Source organism: Enterococcus canintestini (assembly GCF_001885735.1).
Classification (GTDB): domain Bacteria; phylum Bacillota; class Bacilli; order Lactobacillales; family Enterococcaceae; genus Enterococcus_C; species Enterococcus_C canintestini.
In genome coordinates this window covers 58,547-78,307 of record NZ_JXKG01000007.1, presented here as the reverse complement: position 1 = coordinate 78,307, position 19,761 = coordinate 58,547, and the positions used below count along the sequence as shown (strand labels likewise).

The window sequence follows — 19,761 nt, the reverse complement described above, 5'->3', positions numbered from 1 at the left end:
TTCACCTACAATACTGCCAAAGGCTGTTTTTTAGTGGGAGCAGGATAATGCGTTGCTATCAGTTCCCATTCAGCTTCGGTTAATGAAATCTTAGCAGCGGCAAAATTTGCCAGCACATGTTGTTGATTACTTGATTGGGGAATTGCCAGTGTATTATCATGACGAATTGCCCAAGCAAGTAATAATTGAAAAATGGTACACTGATGTTTTTGGGCTAGTGATTGTAAAACTTCATCTGCTAAAAACTGATTTCCCAGGCTATCCCCTTGAGCCACTGGCGAATAGGCAATTAAAGGCAGCTTGTTTTCTTTCATGTAAGGTAATAAATCAAACTCAATCCCGCGACTGCCTAAGTTATACAATACTTCATTTGCCACGCAATTTTTGCCAGCAGGAATTTTTGCTAACTCCTTAAGCTCTGTAACATCAAAATTTGAGACTCCCCAATTTCGAATTTTTCCTGCTTGTTTAGCTGATTCCATCGCTACTACTGTTTCTTCTAACGGAATATCACCCGGCCAGTGGAGTAAATATAAATCTAAATAGTCGGTATTAAGACGTTTTAAACTGGCATCTAAGCTTTGTGGTAATTTTTTTTTTGAAGCATGCCAAGGATAAACTTTTGATATCAAATAGATACTATCACGCTTGATTGTTCTTAAAGCCGCTCCGACTAATTTTTCAGCGTTTCCTTCGCCATACATTTCTGCTGTATCCACCGCTACTTTAGCATCTTGCGTTGTTTGGGCTAAACCAGCTGTTAAAGCTTTTAATTCGGCTGTCTTTTTGGCTGGATCATCTCCCATGTGCCATGTTCCCAATCCAATGGGATAGATTGTTTCACCTGCAATTTCCATCAATTTCTCCTCCTCGGCTTTTGTTACTTCCAGTATAAACCAGCAAACAAATAGGGTAAAAAAATACCTCTTCTTACACCAGAAAAATAAAGTAAAAAATGACCGCAACTAAAAAATTAGGACAAAAAAACCGTCAGTCCAAGCTAACGGTTTTACTGATTGTTTATTTTTCTACTTTTTCAAATAAGCCGCGACTAATAAAGCCATCCATTAAAAAGTAAAATTTGTCTTGCAACATTTTATGTTGTGAATCTTTAAAAATATTAACAGCTTTTAAGCCATTGGCAGTGGTAACGGACATTTTTAGTGTTTTAATTTCACTGTCGACTGTAATTTTTAACTTAAAACCTTCTTTACTTTGAGGGGTTGCCTCTAAAGGTTGAATCAATTGAAAATTACCGCCATTAGTTTCTTTAAAGCCGTTATCTCGTAATGTATATTTCTTTGCTTCAGGATTTAATTGGTAGGTTACTGCTGCTCCTAAAACAGTTGCTGTTTTTTGAAATGCCATCTGCTCACCTCTATTTTATTATTACTTTAATTATAAAAGTTTTTTCAAGGTTTGACTATACTGAACCTATTATTTTTGGCAGGCGGCAATAAGTTGATCGGCAAAATAAGCCACATCTTCTAAAGTATTTCCATAACCAAAGCTAACGCGAATTGATTCATGAATAGCATCACTATCTTTACCATACATCGCCGTTAAAACATGGGAGGGTTCAATATTACCTGCTGTACAAGCAGAACCAGTTGAAATTGCTTGCCCTTTTAAATCTAATTTCATTAATAATAAATTATTATCGACATCCAGCAGTTGTAAATTTAAAACATGAGGCAACTTATGCTGTAAATCACCATTAATGCGATAAGAAATGTTAGCTTCAGTCAATTTTTTTAACAGCAAGTCGGCTAGTTTGGCATAATGAGCAGCATTTTCTGCTTGTTTTTCTGGCGTTAAAATGGCAACAGCTTGCGCCATGCCAATAATTCCCATCAAATTTTCAGTGCCAGCACGTCTTTTTTCTTCTTGTTCGCCGCCATGAAGATAACTTGGTAGGCTGACCCCGTCTTTTTTAAAAAGAAAGCCGACTCCTTTTGGTCCGTTAATTTTATGGGCTGAAATACTAAATAAATCAATCTGATTTTCGTAAGGATTTAAAGGGACTTTCCCAAAAGCTTGAACGGCATCCGTATGAAATAAAGCTGGATGATCTTTTAAAAGTTCACCAATTTCTTTAATCGGTAATAAATTTCCAGTTTCGTTATTAGCCGCCATAATTGAAACTAAAATTGTATCTGGCCGTAATGCATTTTTAACTGTTTCAACAGACAATTGACCTTTTTCATCCACCGGCAAATACGTCACGTCAAATCCCAAAGATTCTAAATAATGCATCGATTCTAAAACAGCCGGATGTTCAATGGCGGTGGTAATTAAATGCCGGCCTTGTTGTTGCCGGGCTAGAGCAGTTCCGATAATGGCGGTATTATCACCTTCTGTTCCGCCGCTATTAAAAATGATTTCATGCGCTTTGACCCCTAAACTTTTGGCAATTAATAAGCGACTTGCTTCTAATTTTTCATGGGCTTTGCGACCAAAACCATGTACGCTAGAAGGATTACCAAAAACCGGCATTGCTTCAGTCATTGCGTTTATAACCGTCGGATGTAGTGGCGTTGTTGCAGCATGATCCAAATAAATTTCTTTCACTGTCTTCACCTTTTCTTGTCTATGCTAGGGTCATTCTAGCATAAAAGTTACGTTTTATTAATTGATTACCATTTTAGCCAAAATAAAAAGAGACAGTGACCATGAAGTATCGTTAAAATTAAACTTTGCGTTAACTTTAACGATACTACACAAATGGCATGTCACTGCCTCATTTAAAGATAAACAACATTTTTTAGTCATTTATGTTTAATTTTCTATACGTTTATTACGTTCTTTTTGACTTTAGACTAATCAAAATCTTTTTCTTCTAAGCGAAATAATGGACTCATTGGTGTATTTTCATGGATACGTTTAACGGCTTCCCCCATTAGTTCACCACAAGTAATATAAGTTAAATTATTAGGATGACGACTCGGATCGGTTAAACAAGAATCCGTCACACAAATATTGGTAATCCCCGCACTTTCCAAATTTTCCTTAGCAGGTGGAGATAACAACGCATGAGATGCACAAGCGTAAACTTCTTTTGCGCCTGCTTCTTTTAACAATTTTGCCGCTACTTTAAAAGTATTGCCGGTATTTAAAATATCATCTACCATGATACACGTCTTACCGGTGACATCGCCAATGACATAACCGCCATTTTCATCGCTTTCTTCTTGGTCTACAATCGCCAGTGTCGTATTCAAGTATTCCGCTAAACTTCGGGTTCTGTTAACACCTGAATTTTTTGGTGAAACCACCACAAAATCATCACCATACATTTTCTTTTCGCGATAGTATTTGGCAAAAAGTGGCATCGTAAACAAATTATCAACTGGAATATCAAAGAATCCTTGTACTTGGACGGTATGTAAATCCAAAGTTAAAATTCGTGTTGCACCTGCTTCTTGTAACATATTGGCTACAAGTTTGGCAGTAATTGGTTCATGAGGTCGTGCAGTCCGATCTTGACGGGCATAGCCGTAGTATGGCAAGACGACGTTAATAGTTTTGGCACTTGCACGTTTCATTGCATCAATCATAATCAACAATTCCATATAGTAATCATTAACAGGTTGATTGGTGGCTTGAATTAAGTAGACGTGAGCACCCCGCACACTTTCTTCAATACTAATTGAAATTTCACCATCACTAAATTGTTTAATGGCACATTGTCCTAATTTTGTTCCAAAAACAGCAGCGATTTTTTCTGCTAATGGTTCATTTCCATTCAAGCTAAAAATTTTCAACGATTGATCCTGGTATTGTTCCCCCATGATAGCCTCCTTAGTTATTGGCAGTTCTTTAACAAACGTCATTTTTTATGACAAATTCTTTTTTATTCTAACATTTTTTGCGGCATTTTTGAACCGTAAGCGCAAGTTCACTTTCATCTCACTTTACGCTAAAGAAATGGTGCCATTAATCCAACTAGCGGGAACTATTTTTTGATAGTCTCCCCAGTTATCGTGAATTTTGAGCCAATAATTGCCAACAGCATCTTTTTTATAAGCATAAGCTACCACCCAGTGATTGCCATACGTGCTGCCTTTTAGTTTCATTAATCCCACAATGACTGGTTTTCCTTGGTCGATGCGTTTTATTACACGGGTCAGACCGCCTAGGGGTGTTTGCCGCGCCCGTAAAGGTAAATGAAATAGACTAAAGTAGCGAGACATCCCATGGGCCACTTGGAAAGAAAGCGTTGGAAAATCAAAAGGTTGAATAATTACACGCAATAAATCTTGTAAAGCAGCCGTATTTTCACTACCTTTTGCTCGAATGTGCGCTGGTATAATAGTCGGCATTAGGTGATCTTGGTAATAGCATAAAAAAGTAGTCGCAGCACTTGTTCCACACAAATACCCCGATTTGGTTATAATCTTGCGATAAGGATAAAAAAGCGCAGCGTCAATTCCAATCCATTCATTTGCAGTCATAATCTTCACCTCGCCCACAGTATAGCATAAGTGAACATTTTAATTCATTTTCGCTAGACTTATAAAAAATTGAACGTTTTCTTTGTGAAAAAGCTTTCTATATACGATAATAGACATAAAATAAAAAGAACTACGATTTTTTATTGCTTTTCAACACTTTTCCGATAAGAACAACGTACCTAAACTACTTACTTATCCATGACAGTCGTTGTAATAGCAAAACAAGGAGGATATCATCTGATGAGTAACTTACTAAAAAATGATTTTTATGAATATGTCAATGGTGACTGGATGAAAACAGCCGTTATCCCTGAGGACAAACCTGCTACCGGCGGCTTTCAAGATCTAGTCGATGGAATCGATAAATTATTAATGACAGAATTTGATGACATGCTAGCTGAAAAAAGCACCATCCCACAAGGAAAAATGGAAGATGCAATCGCCTATTACGAACTAGCTAACGATTATGCCATGCGGGATAAATTAGGGGCAGAGCCGATTCAAGAACCTTTGGCTAAGATTGCCGCTTTAAAAGGCTATGATGATCTAAATAAACAGCTAACTGACTGGGTGTTAGATGGTTTTGCGTTACCCTTTGCCTTAGATGTAGACCAAGACATGAAAAATACTCAGCAAAATGTCTTATTTGCTTATCCTGCCGATACTATTTTGCCGGATAAAACCTATTATGAAAAAGACCATCCGCAAGGGGAAGCCTTACTAAAAGTTTTTGCGGACATGACGATTCGTGTTCTTGAAAAAATGGGACATTCTACTACGGAAGCTAAAAAAATTACACAAGATGCTTTAGCTTTTGACCGCTTAATCGTTCCTAATGTTAGAAGTTCTGAGGAGAACGCTGACTATAGTAAAAATTATAATCCCCGGAGTTTCACGGAATTTTGTGCCTATGCACCTGTTTTGGATTTAAAAGATTTGGTGGAAACACTCATAAACGCAACTCCTGAAACCATTATTGTAACAGAACCTGATTACTTTGATGCGTTGAATGACCTTTTAACAGAAGAAAACTTCCCATTACTTAAAAACTGGCTTTACATTCAAACCGCTTTAAGTTACACCAACTTATTAAGTGAAGATTTACGTCAATTAGGGGGAACTTATGCCCGACAATTATCTGGCGCACCTAGCGCTATGCCACAAAAAAAAGCAGCATTTTATTTGGCAAATGGCCGTTTTAGTCAAGTAGTTGGACAATTTTATGGAACAAAATATTTTGGTGAAAAAGCCAAAGAAGATGTCAAACATATGGTCCAAACTATGATTGGAATTTATCAAGACCGCTTAGAAAAAAATGACTGGTTATCAAAAGAAACCCGTACAAAAGCGATTACGAAATTGAATAAATTAGGCGTACAAGTAGGCTATCCTGACAAAATCCCTGCTTTTTATGAAAAATTCACCACTACCAGTAAAGCAGAAGGTGGAACCTTAGTCGCAAATAGTCGCAAGTTTAGCCGGATTGTTAGAGAAGACAATTTCAGCCGTTACGGTAAAACAGCTGATCGCAATGAATGGGAGATGAGTGCTGCTACGGTCAATGCTTATTACCATCCATTTAAAAATATCATTGTTTTTCCAGCTGCTATTTTACAAGCTCCTTTTTACAGCTTGGAACAGTCTACTAGCGCCAATTATGGTGGAATTGGTGCCGTAATCGCTCATGAAATCTCTCATGCATTTGATAATAATGGTGCGAAATTTGATGAATATGGCAATATGAACAACTGGTGGACGGAAGCTGATTTAGCGCATTTTGAAAAGTTAGCGGCAAAAATGATTGCTGAATTTGATGGGATTAAATTCGCCGGAGGTAAAGTAAACGGCACTCTGACCGTTTCAGAAAATATCGCCGATGCAGGTGGCGTTAGTTGCGCGCTAGCTGCGGCTAAAAAAGAAGCCGATGTCTCATTAGATGACTTCTTCACCAACTGGGCCAAAATTTGGCGTACAAAAGCACGGGAACAATATCAACAATTATTATTGGCGGTGGATGTCCATGCGCCAGCCAAACTACGCGCCAATATTCAACTGCAAAATGTCCCTGAGTTCTTTGAGACTTATGCTATTACGAAAGGTGACGGCATGTATAAAGCGCCAGAAGAACGAGTGCATATTTGGTAAGAAGTTGTAAGTAGTAAAAAGCATTAAGCTATTCGTATTTTCATGCGTCTAACTTAGTGCTTTTTTAATAAAAAAGAGGTGTTTCAATTGAAACTTTATGAAAAAGATAGTTATCTCACGACCTTAAAAACCACGATTACCCAACAAGGAACAGACGAATACGGTAATTTTGTCTCTTTAAAAGACAGTATTATTTATCCAGGTGGTGGTGGCCAACCGGCAGATAGGGCTTGGATACAAGCTATCCCTGTGACAAAAATACAAAAAAATGAAAATGATGTTCGTTATTATCTAAAAGAAGCGCCAAATAATCTTCCACAACAAGTGGATATCCAAATTGATTGGGCACAACGTTTTGACCTTATGCAACAACATACCGGCCAACACATCTTAGCGCGAGTCTGCGAAGATTTATTTCAAGTTCGCATTTCAAAAGAACAAATTACACTAACAGATTCTTTTTTTGAGATTGATACAAAATTAAGTCCCACTCAATTACAAACAGCCATTGCCCGTAGTAACGAAATTATTCGCGCTCATAAAAGTGTCTTTATTCTTTTCCCGACTGAAGAACAGCTGAAAAAAGAAACCCTTTTTACGACTCCGCCAAAATATTTTGCTGGCTTACGTTTAATTAAAATTGCTGATTTTGACCTCATTGGCTGTGGTGGTACTCACGTTCAAAATACCGCCGAAGTGCAAGGAATTGCTTTTACCCAAATAAAAGAACATAAAAAAGGAATGACATTGCACTTTACTTGTGGCAATCGTTTATTCCAACAATTTGAAAGCAATCAAAAACAATTAGCAACTTTAACGAAAGTCACCCAAGTTCCTATTACTGATTTAACAACTTTCTTTAAAGAGCAACAAGAAAAAATCGACACTTACCAACAATGTCTTGCTGCTTATCAAGTTCAAACGTTAATCACAACTGCCAAAGAAATTGCACCAAACTTTGTTTATAGTGAAGCGACTACAGCAAATGTAAATGAATTACAACAAGCCGCTCGTAAACTAGCTGAAATTTATCCGTTAGCGTTGATTTGTACCGCTACAAAAAGCGATGACATTTTGCGCTATCACCTGACTTGTCTAAAAGAAAATAACAAACTTCCCATCGGACAACTGATTAAATTGAGCAATCAAAAATTTGGTGGCCGTGGTGGCGGTTCTGCTTTAAAAGGTGACGGTACCTTACCTTACAGCCAAAAAGAAGCTTGGTTACACTTTTTACAAGACTAGCTAAATAAACAAATGCACTCAAAAAAACAGCGATGAAATCTGTGGTTAAGAAAACTAACCATGGAATCATCGCTGTTTTTTTATTTGAAATACCTTTTTATAGCACTAGCATAAGCCAAAAATAAATGACTAAATTAGCACACCTACTTTTTTACTTTTTATCTTATAAAATTTCAGCACCTAATGTGTTTTTAAAGTGTGATAAGGCCCAGTTGTGTCCAATTTCATCAAAACTTGCGACAGCATCTTTTATAATATGCAATTTATATCCTAGATTATAAGCATCAACTGCGGTATGCAGCACACAAATATCCGTACAAACACCTGTCAAATATAAATCGGTTATCCCTCTTTCCCGCAAGCGAATATCTAAATCCGTGCCACTAAAAGCAGAATAATGGCGTTTATCAATCCAATAGACGGTAGCATCTTCTTTGTGTTTATCATATAAAGACGCCAGACTACCGTAAAGATTACGGCCACTAGTTCCAATAACATTATGAGGAGGAAACAGTCCATTTTCAGGATGATATTGATCGTTTGGATCATGGGCATCAATGGTAAAAACGGTGTAATCGCCTGCTTCAATAAAATCTTTTGTAACTGCCACGAGCTTTTCTTCAATCGCTTGACCAGCTTTTCCAGTCGTTAACTTGCCATCTGTTGCTACAAAATCATTGGTATAATCAATCGAAATAAGTGCTTTTTTCATTTTGGGCCTCCCTTTTTATAGAAAATCTATTTTAAAATCCGAATAAATTCTAAAACTAATTCAGCAGAACGTTTGCCAGCTTCTTCAATAAACTCATCAAAACTAACCGTCGCGCTATGATCGGCAGTATCACTCATCGCCCGCACAACTAAAAACGGAATAGAAAACTGACTCGCTGTCTGCGCAATAGCCGCCCCTTCCATTTCACAAGCTAATGCATCAGGAAAATCTTTTAAGATTGCGGTTACTTTTTCTGGACTATCGATGAAGCTATCTCCGGTAACAATTAGACCGCGTTTTACTTCATGATCCGTTTTTGCTGCCGCTTGAGCCATTACTTGTTGCAAATAAGTACTCGTTTCATAATAAAGCGGAAATCCACCTGGTAACTGTCCTTTTTTATAGCCAAATCCGGTGACGTCAACATCAAAATAAGCTAATTTTTCAGCAATAACTAAATCACCTACGCTTAAGCCAGCACCAATCCCGCCAGCAGAACCAGTGTTAATCACCATATTTACGCCATATTGTTGAATTAATAAGCTGGTGGTTAAAGAGGCTGCTACTTTTCCAATCCCAGAACGAACTACAATCACTTCATGATTACCAATTCGACCAGAAATAAACAAAGCATCCGCCCGTTCCCAAGATAGCGGACTATCTATTGCACTTCTTAAAATTTTAATTTCTTCTTCCATTGCGCCAATAATTCCAATTTTCACATTAATTCCCCCAGCATTATCTGTTATTTAACCTAATAGTAGCAGTTTCTTTAAAAAATTTCACTCGATAAGAAAATGCAAAAAAGCTAGACTTAAGTTTACGTATAGCTTACACGCCAACTTAATTCCAACTCATTTTGTTTTATTTATAAAAAGAAAGTTGCCAATAAGACGACCCCAATTAAAAGCGCAACGACAATAATTGCGCCGACTAAAAAACTATTCAATTCACGGGATTTACGAGATTCGCCGCTTCTGGTTTTGGTTAGTTCTTTTTGCTTTTTAGCTTCTTTACGATAAAAATTTTTAATTTTTTCATCTTTTCGGTCGTATTCTTTTTGTAACTTCATCGTTTCTTTTTCCCGCACAGGAACATCAAATTCCTTTCTTATTCCTGTTTTTTCTTTTTGCCGACGTAACTCACTGCGGGTAATTAGTGGTCCTTTACTCACTTACGCCCCTCATTTCTGTAATAATTCCCAATAAGTAATTGCATACATAGTTTTCGCATCACAAATTATTCCGTCTTTGACCGCTTTTTGGGCTTGTTCAAGTGTTAATGCATATAATTCCAGTACTTCATCTTCATCTTGCGCCCGAGGGTTTTCGACCTTAGTTAATCCTATTGCCTGATAAAGATGTAACATTTCGTTTGAAAAACCAGGTGATAAATACATTGAACCTACATGTTTCATTTCTTTAGCGGCAAAACCTGTTTCTTCTTCTAATTCTCTAGCACCTGTCACAGCAGGATGACTTCCTTCACCTGGGTCAATTTTACCAGCGGGAATTTCTAAAATAACTTTTTCTAAAGGCTTTCTGAACTGTTTAACAAAAAGCATTTTATTTTCAGCCGTAATGGCAATAATGCCTACGCCACCAGGATGAAAGACTAATTCTCGTTTGGCGGTACCGCCACTAGGCAGTCTAACATCATCCAAAAAGACATCGATAATTTTACCGTGAAAAAGTTCAGTTCGTTTAATTGTTTTTTCTTCAAAATCTGCAAAGGAAAGCATTGGAACGCCTACTTTCTATTTTTATTTCCACTTGCCTGTTTTTATAAATATACTGTGGGTAATCATAAAAGGAAATTGAATCCTTTTGATTAAAACTAAGTACTATTATACACAATTTCACGAATGGGAAACTTAAGAATGCGATAATAAATCTTATGAATTTTCTAAATCGCAAAAATCCACCCTTGGTCTGATTTTTTTCCACCTCCCCCCGTGGTAAAATAAACTCGTGAAGTTAAGGGAAGACCTTTAAATGATAAATCACCCAATTTTAGGAGGGTAAAAAATGAAGAAAAAAACCACTGTACTCATGTTAGCAGGAATTCTTTTTTTACTGCTTTATTTCGGCTATGAAACAGGAACGGATTTGATTCCACTCATTTTAGTGGTTGGCGGTATTTGCCTAATTATTTATGGCGTTTCAAATCGGCGCAACAATAGCCAAGTAAGTGTGTTACCTGTCATGACCAAAGAAAAAGAAGCCCACTATATAGAAAGTGGCATGACGGAAAAAGAGATTGAATTTTTCCGCGAAACGATGAATCAAACGAAAAAGCAAATTTTAAAATTGCAAGAAAACATTAACCAAAATGCCAAGTTAAAAGCAATTGACTTACGCCATGATACATTGCGTGCCTCAAAAGCTATGTTTAAGGAATTGGTAAAAGATCCCCAAAAATTGCATTTTGCCAATCATTTCTTATACACTCACCTACCTAACATGGTAGATTTAACCGACAAATTTATTGAAATTAACGGGCATGAAATCAAAACCAAAGAAACGTATGAAAAAATCGAAGAAAGCTCTCAAATTATTGATCAAATGGCCGCTTTAATCGCTAAAGATTATCAACAGTTTGTCGCTGATGATTTGGAAGATTTGGATATTGAGCTTTCCATTGCCAAACAAAGCTTAAAAAGAGATAATAGTTTGTAAGCAGGCGCTTACAAAAAAAATCTAGCGCAAGCTAGATTTTTTATTAAACTTTTAATTACGAAAACCAAGTAAAACTGGAGGAATGAAGATGACCGATACACCTGAAACACAACAAAACGTCGATCAAACATTAGACGATTTATTAAACAATCCATTTACTACCCCGGTAGGTTCTTTAACCCAAACACAACAAAATGAAATTAATGTTTTAAAAGATCAACAAAAAGCTGAGCGCTTAGTTGACAAATTACCTGATGAGCGCAAAGTACAAGCCCAAGAATTAGCGGCAAAAATTGATGTGACAGATCAACAAGGGGTGATTACCTATGGCGCTGTCGCGCAACAAAAATTAAGCGAGTTTTCTCAATCCATGTTAAATCATGTCCAAGCTGCCGATATCGGTCCTGTGGGTGATTCTTTAACTGATTTAATGTATCGCTTAAACGAAGCCAATCCAGATGATTTAAGAGCCGGAGAAGGCAACGTCTTTAAACGGATGTTTGGTAAAGTTAAACAATCCATTTATGAAATTACCGCCAAATATCAAAAAATCGGTGCTCAAATTGACAAAATTGCCGTTAAACTGGACAAAGAAAAAGATGGGCTACTAAAAGATAATTTGATGCTAGAACAACTTTATCATAAAAACAAAGACTATTTTGATGCTTTAAATCTTTACATTGCCGCAGGCGAATTAAAGATGGAAGAATTGCAAACAAAAATTATTCCAGAAGCTGTTGAAAAAGCCCAAGCTACTGGTGATCAAATGGACGTGCAAATTGTCAATGACTACAATCAATTTTTAGACCGTTTAGACAAACGAACTCATGATTTGCGTTTAGCACGACAAATTACGATTCAACAAGCCCCTCAGATTCGCTTAATTCAAAATACGAACCAAGCGTTAGCTGAAAAAATTCAAGCATCTGTCAATACCGCTATTCCATTATGGAAAAATCAGGTAGTGATTGCATTAACCTTATTACGTCAAAAAGATGCTGTAACGGCACAACGTCAAGTTTCTGAAACAACCAATGAATTATTGAAGAAAAACTCTGAAATGTTGAAAGTTTCCGCAATTGAAACCGCCAAAGAAAACGAACGCGGTATCGTTGACATTGAAACCTTGCAAAAGACTCAAAACGACTTAGTTGAAACAATTCAACAAACGTTACAAATTCAACGGGAAGGAAAAGAAAAACGACGAGCAGCCGAAGTAGAACTTGGTCATATGGAGGCTGATTTGAAACAACGTCTACTAGAACTAACCCAAAACGAAAAATGAAACTACTTTAACATTGAAGTAATCGGACTAAAAGTGATGCGCTTCAAGAAATTTCAACTGATTTAAGAAGTTGTTTCTTTAATAGCGTTTATTCGACAAAATAAGGTGTGACAAGAATCTTGTCACACCTTATTTTGTCTTCCTTAATTAAACTTACTTGTTCAATGGCAAAAGTAAGTTTCGTTTGTTATGATGAAATTGTAAAAAAATTCTGTCAATTAAGGAGAAAAACGATGGCTATTATAGATTTTGAAGCAGTTCATTTAATCCGCAACCAAAAATTTTTACTTGAAAATATTAACTGGCAAATTAGACATGGTGAAGATTGGGCTATTCTTGGCTTAAACGGGGCGGGAAAAACATTACTGCTACAATTAATTGCCGGAAACTTGTGGCCATCAAGTGGTAAATTGACAGTCTTAGGAGCTGAATTCGGTAAGGCAAATATCCCAGACTTAGCAAAACGTATTGGTTGGGTCAGTAATGTCGTTCAAGCCAAACTTTACCAAAGTGACACAGCTCTTGAAATTGTAATCTCCGGCAAATTTTCAAGCATTGGTTTGTGGCAAGATTACAGTACTGCCGATGAAAAAAAAGCGGCTGAATTACTCGCTATGTTAGGTGGAGATAATCTTCACCATAAATCTTATCAAATTCTATCTCAAGGAGAAAAACAAGTTGTTCTGATTGCTCGTGCCCTTATGGCAGATCCCGAGCTTTTAATTTTAGATGAACCCTGTAATGGATTAGACTTATTTGCCCGAGAAGATTTATTAGTAAGAATTGCACAATTAAAATGCCAAAAGGATGCACCTACTATTTTATTTGTTACTCATCATATAGAAGAAATTCTTCCTTTTATTTCCCATGTACTCATGATTTCAAATGGCAAAATTTTTGCCAAAGGAACACCACAAAAATTACTTACTCCTGCCATTTTAAATAATTTTTATCAACGTAAAATACAAATTATGCCCTTTATGAAAGAGCGAATACTCGTTTATCCGCAATAATAAAAAATGTCATAGAAGTTCTCACCCAGATGAACTCCTATGACATTTTTATTATTTATTCATTGCACTATTGCGGTAACCATAGAAAAAGTAAATCGCTAATCCTAAAATCAACGTGATCGCAAACACAATATAAGTTGTGATACTAAATTGCACAATTAAAAAGACACATGCTAAAACAGATACAATCGGTAAAACTGGTACCCATGGCACTGCGAATTGACCTTTTTCTGGTTTACCAAATTCTTTGCGTAATTTCAAAATCCCACCAGAGACCATCATCAAGTAAACCAAAGCAGCAATGTTGGTTAATTCCGCTAAAATTTGCAAAGGAAAAGCAGCGGCAAAGAATAAAGCAAAAGCACCTGCCACAAACGTTGCATTTTTTGGTGTACGCGTCTTTTTATCAATTTTTTGCATTTGTTTTGGTAACAAACCATCTTTACTAATTGCATATAATAGCCGAGCTAATGAATACATCATAGAAATCGTCACTGTCAATAACGTTAAAATTGCCCCAACAGAGATAATAGAGCCAATTAAACCATGACCAGCGTAACGCATGACAAAAGCCATGGGATCAGATACTTGTAATTTAGCAAAAGGTACTGCTCCAGTTGAAATTAAAGTGACAATAATATATAAAACTGTTGCTATCCCAATTGAGCCAATAATGCCTTTGGGAACATCTTTTTGCGGATTTTTCACTTCTTCAGCCGCCATGGCAACAGAATCAAAACCTAAAAAGGCAAAGAAAACTAGCGATGATCCTTTAAAGACGCTACCAATTCCATTAGGCATAAATGGCGTCCAATTATTAGGTTTAATATAAAAAATACCGACAGCAATAAATAAAATAATAATGAAAAATTTCACCCATACCATCGCATTATTTAAACGCAGTGCTTTTTTAGCTTCTTGGCTAACCCAAAAAGTAATAAAGACAATAACTAAAGCCGCAATTAAATCAATATACGTACCATTGGCAGCATTATAGCCTGCCGTTAATGCCTTTGGTAAATGAATGCCCCAACTGCCCAAAAAACCTTGCATATACCCTGACCAGCCTGAAGCGACGGAACAAACAGCTAATAAAAACTCACAAATCAAAAACCAGCCCGTAAACCAGGCCGCAAATTCGCCAAAAACAACATACATGTAGGCATAAGGACCACCAATAACGGGGATTCGCGCTGAAAATTCAGCGAAACAAAGTCCAGATAGACCAACAACAACAGCTGCTAATACAAAAGATAAGGTTAAGGCTGGACCAGCCTGATTAGCGTCTGGTACGCCAGTTATAACAAAAATACCAGTACCAATAATGGCCCCAATTCCTAACATAATCAAATCTTTTAACTGTAAATTGCGCTTTAAGTCTGTTGCATGACTTGTTTTAATCTCTTTTTTACGAAAATCCATTGCGCTCCCCCTCATAATCTAACTAGAATTCTTTTTTGGCTTCTAAGCTAAAGCCTTCATATATCCTAAAAGAATACCACCAAAAATAACAAGAAGGCAACCGATAATGACATAAAACATTTCTTTTTTTGTCTTGTGTTCCCCCAATAAGAAAATACCACCTAAAGTTGAAATAATAATACCCATTTGCGATAGAGAAAAACCAACTGCTAAGCCAACTGTTTGGATGGATAATAACATACAAATGTTCCCAATTCCCCACAAAAGACCAGAGGTAATATTCCGCCAAACATATTTGTCAAAAGCAACTTTTTTCGCTGAAAAACATAACGCTCCAGTTAGCATCCCAACACTTTGTGGCAAAATAATCGCTAAAGGATCAAGTCCTGCCCATGTAATAATAATAGTGTAAAGACCATACCCGATTGTTGAAACAAACAAGAAACGAAAACCTTTACCAAAATCATACATTTTTCTTCCTGCTTCTGGTTCACTCTTACCGTCTGGATCTTTGCGGGAAGTTAAATAAGCACCAGCAACGAGTAATGCTAAGGCTAAAAAGCCTAAAACAAAGTCACGACCATGTTGCCATTCATGGAAAAAGATTGCCCCTGCGATCGTATTTAACATCAACTGCATGCCAGTTGAAAGGGGTAATCCCACTGAAACACCCATTGCTTTCATGGCGTGAAATTGTCCATTTTGGCCAACAAACCAAAATAATCCAGAAATAAAGCCGACAATAATTGTCATCATATCAATTGTTGGGCGCATCACAAAGAAGATTCCTAGTGAAAAAATAAATGCTCCCATCGTCATGCCAAGTGTTTGTTGGTTGGCATCCCCACCTAATTTTCCGCTTACCAAACCAATGCTGCCCCAGGCAAACATTGGTATTAATGCTACTAATATAGCCATTTCCATTCTCCTTTTCTCTAATTCTAAAAAGACACCCAAACAGTGTAGCAGTGAAAACGTTTTGCAGACAAGAAAAAACTCGCAGTTTTCTGCGAGTTTAGCGTTGTTCTTGATAATAAGACACATAAGGAAAGAAAAGTGTCATGGTCGTTCCTACCCCAACGGTTGATTCAGCGGTTAACGTCACCCCTAATTGTTGGGCTAAATTTTGCGCTAAATACAAGCCTAAACCGGTGGCGTGCATTTCTGAAAAGCGGCCGTTTTGTCCTGTAAACCCCTTATCAAAAATCCGACGTAAATCTTCTTTTGGAATTCCAATTCCATTGTCTTTTACCGCTAAAGTGACACCTTTAGCAGATTGATCGAGTAAAATAAGGATTTCGCCGTTTTCTGGTGTATATTTAATGGCATTACTTAATAATTGCTGAAAAATAAAGCCAATCCATTTCCCATCAGTTAACACCCGCTGATCCTCTCCCACTACTTGGTAACGCAATTTTTTTTGGATAAAATAATTGGCGTTACTACGCATAATAGGTTGAATAACTTTTTTTAATTGGGTTTCTTCAATCAAATAATCTTTTGAGAAATTATCCAAACGGGCTACGTATAAAACTTGCTCGACATAGCCGTCAATTTTGCCTAATTCATTTTCCAACTGCATATATTTTTCATCCGGAATATCAAACTCCACTGCATGCAGTAACAGCTGACTGGCCGCAAGAGGCACCTTAATTTCATGAACCCAAGAGTCGATATAATCTTTTTGATCTTCTTGTGCGGCTACAATTTTTTGCATATGGACTTGATGTTCACGAATAATTTGATTAATAAAATCTTGTTGCAGTTGTTCTTCATGGGTTCTCGCTCCGGCTAAATAATTTTGAATAGAACTTTCTTCTTCACCCACTTGCAACTTTTGCCACCAGCGTCGCTTATAATAATAATGGTAAGCCAAAAATAAGCTGAAAAAGACGCCTTCAATCAAAGCCAAATAGCCAATGTTACGCCAATTCATTTGAAATCCTGGCGTCAGCCACATTATAAAAGCGGTCAAAAATACAAAGCCTACCCAAGCAAAAATCAATAGCCATTGATCTTTTAAATATTTAAAAAAGTTCATTGTAGCTCCTATCAACTAAAATTTTTATCCTTTTTTGTAAAGCGGGCTTTTCTTACTTACAAGTCATAGTTTACTAAGGAACAAGATATCCTTGACCAACTTTTGTCTCAATATAATCTTTTACACCGGCCTGTTCAATTTTACGGCGCAAACGATTAATATTTACCGTCAACGTATTATCATCCACATAGCGTTCATCATCCCATAATGCGCGTAATAATTTTTCCCGTGATAAAATCTTACCGTTATTTTTCATTAAAATGTACAGCAAACGATATTCATTTTTACTTAAATCAATAACTTCATCTTGAATGACCATCGTACTATTATCCACATTTAGCGTTAGACCATTATGAACGAGAGTTTCGCTACTGGCCTCAGAATAATTATAAGAACGGCGCAGTAATGCATTGATTTTAGCAACTAAAACATCCAATTCAAAAGGCTTTGTGACAAAATCATCCGCCCCCATATTCATCGCCATAATCATATCCATATTAGTATTACGACTGGAAATAAAGATAATTGGAACTTTGGAGACCTCCCGAATTTTTTGACACCAATAGTAGCCGTCAAAAACTGGTAAGTTAATATCCAATAAAACTAATTGTGGTTCTTGTGCTAAAAAATCATCAAAAACATTTTCAAAATCAGTAGTCCCAAAAACCTCAAATTGCCATTTTTTCAATTCTTCCATAATTAGTTGACGAATTACACCTTCGTCTTCTACTACCATAATTTTTGCCATGATATCCTCCTATCAGACACATTTAGTGAAGCTTATAATATCAAATTAGCGCATTTTGTTTTTTGTCGCAAGTTCTGACACCAGATTTAAAAATAACTTAGCGAATTAAAAAATACTTCCCATAAAAGTTATGAGAAGTATCTTTACTTTATTCAATTATTAAAATACCTTCTTCGACTAATTTGGCACAAAATAAAAATAGGCCATCAGCAAATAAAACACTCATATTCACGCCAAAGTATAAAGCAATCTTTTCAAACCAATCACTCCGTCGTCTTTTCAGATAGCGGTACGCTAAAAAATTACTGCCATAAGTGATGAGAGTGGCACCCATTAAAACCCAACCAATCATTTTCAATCCCCTTTTACTAAAACCTTTTCAGCTTTATTTTTACGCAAAATCTTCTTGTTTGCAAGCGGTATCTTGACAAATCTTATTTTTTGTCTAAAGATGTCAGGTCTAAGCTAGTAAAAGTAGCGAAAAACTTACGTAAAATAGGCAGGACTTTTTGAATCATATCATTTTCATCATTTTCTATTTGTAAAACAAGTAGCGGCTCATGTAAACTTAAGCGTAATAAAAACCAGCCTGTGCCATAAGGTTCACTTAAAATCATTCGCACGCCTTCTTCATTTTCTGTATCTTCTTTAAAGCCGACAAAGTCCGCTTTTCTTAAGGCATCAATTACGTTTTGTCCATAGTCTTTAAAATTAGTTTCATTAATTTTCAGACGTATTTCCATTGTTTGGGCAGGTTGTTTCAATTGGGCAATGAGGTCATTAATCGTTTGCCCTTTGGCTTTTAATTGTGGTAAAATCATTAAAATTTTGGCTACGACATAGGCGCCATCATCGAGGTTATAATTTTCTTTAAAAGCCGCATGACCACTTGTTTCAATGGCAAGTTGGGTGTCAATTCCTTCATTATTTAACGCTATCATTTTATTGATCACATTCCGATAGCCCGAAATATAACGGACTTGCTTGCCCCCTAACGCTTCAATAAACGTTTTTAAATGATCACTTGTCGGCGAATTGGTTACAATTACAGCACCTTTATGTTGGGTTAAAACAATATTACTTAACACGGCAATTAAATTGTTGCGGTTCAAAACGGCGCCATCAGGTCCCACTAAAGCTGCACGATCAACGTCAGTATCAAAAATAACGCCGAGATCGGCCTTTTCTCGCAACACTGCTGCTTTAATACTTGCCATCGCCTCTTTATTATCGGGGTTAGGAATATGATTGGGAAAATGACCATCTGGGTTTAAAAATTGCGAACCGGTAGTATCTGCCCCTAATACTTGCAAGACTTTTTCAGCAAAAAAGCCTCCCGCCCCATTGCCAGCATCCACGATAATATGCCAACCTTCCAGCGGTTTTTCTCCAAATTCTTTCGTTGCTAAACTTATCTTTTCAACTAAATCAGCACTATAAACAGAAATAAGATCCGCAGTTTGACTTGTTCCCTTTAAACCGTTTTTGTGTTGGTTTGAATGCGCCATGATATACGCCACATCTTCTGCTTCTGCGCCCCCTGTTTTGGTAAAAATTTTTACCCCATTGTAATAATAAGGCAGGTGACTTGCGGTTAGCATAATGCCCGCATCACAAGAAAATTGTGGAAATTGCGTACTCATAAACATCGCTGGCGTAGTAGCTAAACCAAAGTCAATTACCTGTACACCTTGCGCGTTAAACGAAGCCACCATTGCTTCTTTTAATGCCCGACCACTAATACGACTATCTTGGCCGATTCCGATAATTAATTTACCTTGATTGTATTTTTCTTCTAATCCTTTTTTGATTAAAAAAGAAATGATGCCACCTGCAATTTTTTCTATTTCATAGGGAGTTAAATTTTCTTTATAATCTGTTGTCGCTACTGCAATACCACGAATATCTGAACTCAATGCTAATGGTAATTTCTTTGCCAAAATAAGCACCCTTTCTGAAAACGCTTTTCTTCAGTATAACAGATTCTTTTTTTAGAAGCATTACTTTTTTGGTAAAAA

20 protein-coding genes are annotated in these 19,761 nt (G+C 36.7%); 5 read left to right on the top strand and 15 right to left on the bottom strand.

Going from position 1 to position 19,761, the window contains the following annotated elements:
- Positions 1-5: 5 nt before the first annotated feature.
- From RU96_RS06030 to RU96_RS06010, 5 genes are all read right to left on the bottom strand, one after another.
- Positions 6-857, bottom strand: coding sequence for an aldo/keto reductase (locus tag RU96_RS06030; RefSeq protein ID WP_071864640.1), 852 nt, complete (start codon positions 855-857; stop codon positions 6-8).
- 163 nt (positions 858-1,020) lie between these two features.
- Positions 1,021-1,368, bottom strand: a complete 348-nt coding sequence (locus RU96_RS06025) for a DUF1831 domain-containing protein (RefSeq protein ID WP_071864639.1) — start codon at positions 1,366-1,368, stop codon at positions 1,021-1,023.
- A 69-nt stretch (positions 1,369-1,437) separates the two neighbouring features.
- On the bottom strand, positions 1,438-2,571 hold the full coding sequence (locus tag RU96_RS06020; protein WP_071864638.1) for a cysteine desulfurase family protein: 1,134 nt from the start codon (positions 2,569-2,571) through the stop codon (positions 1,438-1,440).
- 248 nt (positions 2,572-2,819) lie between these two features.
- Positions 2,820-3,791 (bottom strand): ribose-phosphate diphosphokinase, encoded by a 972-nt coding sequence (locus RU96_RS06015; RefSeq protein ID WP_071864637.1) that lies wholly within the window; start codon positions 3,789-3,791, stop codon positions 2,820-2,822.
- Positions 3,792-3,914: 123 nt separating this feature from the next.
- On the bottom strand, positions 3,915-4,454 hold the full coding sequence (locus tag RU96_RS06010) for a hypothetical protein (RefSeq protein WP_071864636.1): 540 nt from the start codon (positions 4,452-4,454) through the stop codon (positions 3,915-3,917).
- 240 nt (positions 4,455-4,694) lie between these two features.
- Between RU96_RS06010 and RU96_RS06005 the strand changes: the two genes are divergently transcribed.
- Both RU96_RS06005 and RU96_RS06000 read left to right on the top strand, forming a co-directional pair.
- Positions 4,695-6,599: a M13 family metallopeptidase gene (locus RU96_RS06005; protein ID WP_071864635.1), complete on the top strand. Its 1,905-nt coding sequence runs from the start codon at positions 4,695-4,697 to the stop codon at positions 6,597-6,599.
- Between the two features lie 87 nt (positions 6,600-6,686).
- A complete protein-coding gene (locus tag RU96_RS06000) occupies positions 6,687-7,844 on the top strand; it encodes an alanyl-tRNA editing protein (protein ID WP_071864634.1) in 1,158 nt (385 codons plus the stop codon).
- A 163-nt stretch (positions 7,845-8,007) separates the two neighbouring features.
- Here the strand turns inward: RU96_RS06000 and RU96_RS05995 are convergent, their stop codons facing one another.
- From RU96_RS05995 to RU96_RS05980, 4 genes are all read right to left on the bottom strand, one after another.
- Positions 8,008-8,556, bottom strand: a complete 549-nt coding sequence (locus tag RU96_RS05995) for a cysteine hydrolase family protein (RefSeq protein WP_071864633.1) — start codon at positions 8,554-8,556, stop codon at positions 8,008-8,010.
- 26 nt (positions 8,557-8,582) lie between these two features.
- Positions 8,583-9,278 carry a 5'-methylthioadenosine/adenosylhomocysteine nucleosidase gene (locus tag RU96_RS05990; RefSeq protein WP_071864632.1) on the bottom strand — a complete coding sequence of 232 codons (696 nt, stop codon included), beginning with the start codon at positions 9,276-9,278 and terminating at the stop codon, positions 8,583-8,585.
- 146 nt (positions 9,279-9,424) lie between these two features.
- The gene (macP, locus tag RU96_RS05985; RefSeq protein ID WP_071864631.1) at positions 9,425-9,730 is read right to left on the bottom strand and encodes a cell wall synthase accessory phosphoprotein MacP; all 306 of its coding nucleotides are present in this window, start codon (positions 9,728-9,730) and stop codon (positions 9,425-9,427) included.
- A gap of 9 nt (positions 9,731-9,739) precedes the next feature.
- Complete coding sequence (locus RU96_RS05980; RefSeq protein WP_071864630.1) at positions 9,740-10,297, bottom strand: NUDIX hydrolase; 558 nt, start codon at positions 10,295-10,297, stop codon at positions 9,740-9,742.
- A 286-nt stretch (positions 10,298-10,583) separates the two neighbouring features.
- Here RU96_RS05980 and RU96_RS05975 point away from each other — a divergent pair, with 286 nt between their 5' ends.
- The 3 genes from RU96_RS05975 to RU96_RS05965 all read left to right on the top strand — a co-directional run bounded on the left by RU96_RS05975 (position 10,584) and on the right by RU96_RS05965 (position 13,532).
- The gene (locus tag RU96_RS05975) at positions 10,584-11,234 is read left to right on the top strand and encodes a 5-bromo-4-chloroindolyl phosphate hydrolysis family protein (RefSeq protein ID WP_071864629.1); all 651 of its coding nucleotides are present in this window, start codon (positions 10,584-10,586) and stop codon (positions 11,232-11,234) included.
- Between the two features lie 88 nt (positions 11,235-11,322).
- Entirely contained in the window at positions 11,323-12,519 is a 1,197-nt protein-coding gene (locus RU96_RS05970; RefSeq protein ID WP_071864628.1) for a toxic anion resistance protein, read from the top strand.
- 233 nt (positions 12,520-12,752) lie between these two features.
- Positions 12,753-13,532: an ABC transporter ATP-binding protein gene (locus RU96_RS05965; RefSeq protein WP_071864627.1), complete on the top strand. Its 780-nt coding sequence runs from the start codon at positions 12,753-12,755 to the stop codon at positions 13,530-13,532.
- Between the two features lie 51 nt (positions 13,533-13,583).
- Here the strand turns inward: RU96_RS05965 and RU96_RS05960 are convergent, their stop codons facing one another.
- The 6 genes from RU96_RS05960 to RU96_RS05935 all read right to left on the bottom strand — a co-directional run bounded on the left by RU96_RS05960 (position 13,584) and on the right by RU96_RS05935 (position 19,683).
- A complete protein-coding gene (locus RU96_RS05960) occupies positions 13,584-14,954 on the bottom strand; it encodes an amino acid permease (protein ID WP_071864626.1) in 1,371 nt (456 codons plus the stop codon).
- A 42-nt stretch (positions 14,955-14,996) separates the two neighbouring features.
- Positions 14,997-15,872, bottom strand: coding sequence for a GRP family sugar transporter (locus RU96_RS05955; protein WP_071864625.1), 876 nt, complete (start codon positions 15,870-15,872; stop codon positions 14,997-14,999).
- A 97-nt stretch (positions 15,873-15,969) separates the two neighbouring features.
- Positions 15,970-16,995 (bottom strand): two-component system sensor histidine kinase SapS, encoded by a 1,026-nt coding sequence (gene sapS / locus RU96_RS05950; protein WP_071864624.1) that lies wholly within the window; start codon positions 16,993-16,995, stop codon positions 15,970-15,972.
- A 73-nt stretch (positions 16,996-17,068) separates the two neighbouring features.
- Entirely contained in the window at positions 17,069-17,743 is a 675-nt protein-coding gene (gene sapR, locus RU96_RS05945; RefSeq protein ID WP_071864623.1) for a two-component system response regulator SapR, read from the bottom strand.
- A gap of 148 nt (positions 17,744-17,891) precedes the next feature.
- Positions 17,892-18,095 (bottom strand): hypothetical protein, encoded by a 204-nt coding sequence (locus RU96_RS05940; protein ID WP_071864622.1) that lies wholly within the window; start codon positions 18,093-18,095, stop codon positions 17,892-17,894.
- Between the two features lie 82 nt (positions 18,096-18,177).
- Entirely contained in the window at positions 18,178-19,683 is a 1,506-nt protein-coding gene (locus RU96_RS05935) for a phosphohexomutase domain-containing protein (protein ID WP_071864621.1), read from the bottom strand.
- Positions 19,684-19,761: the final 78 nt, after the last annotated feature.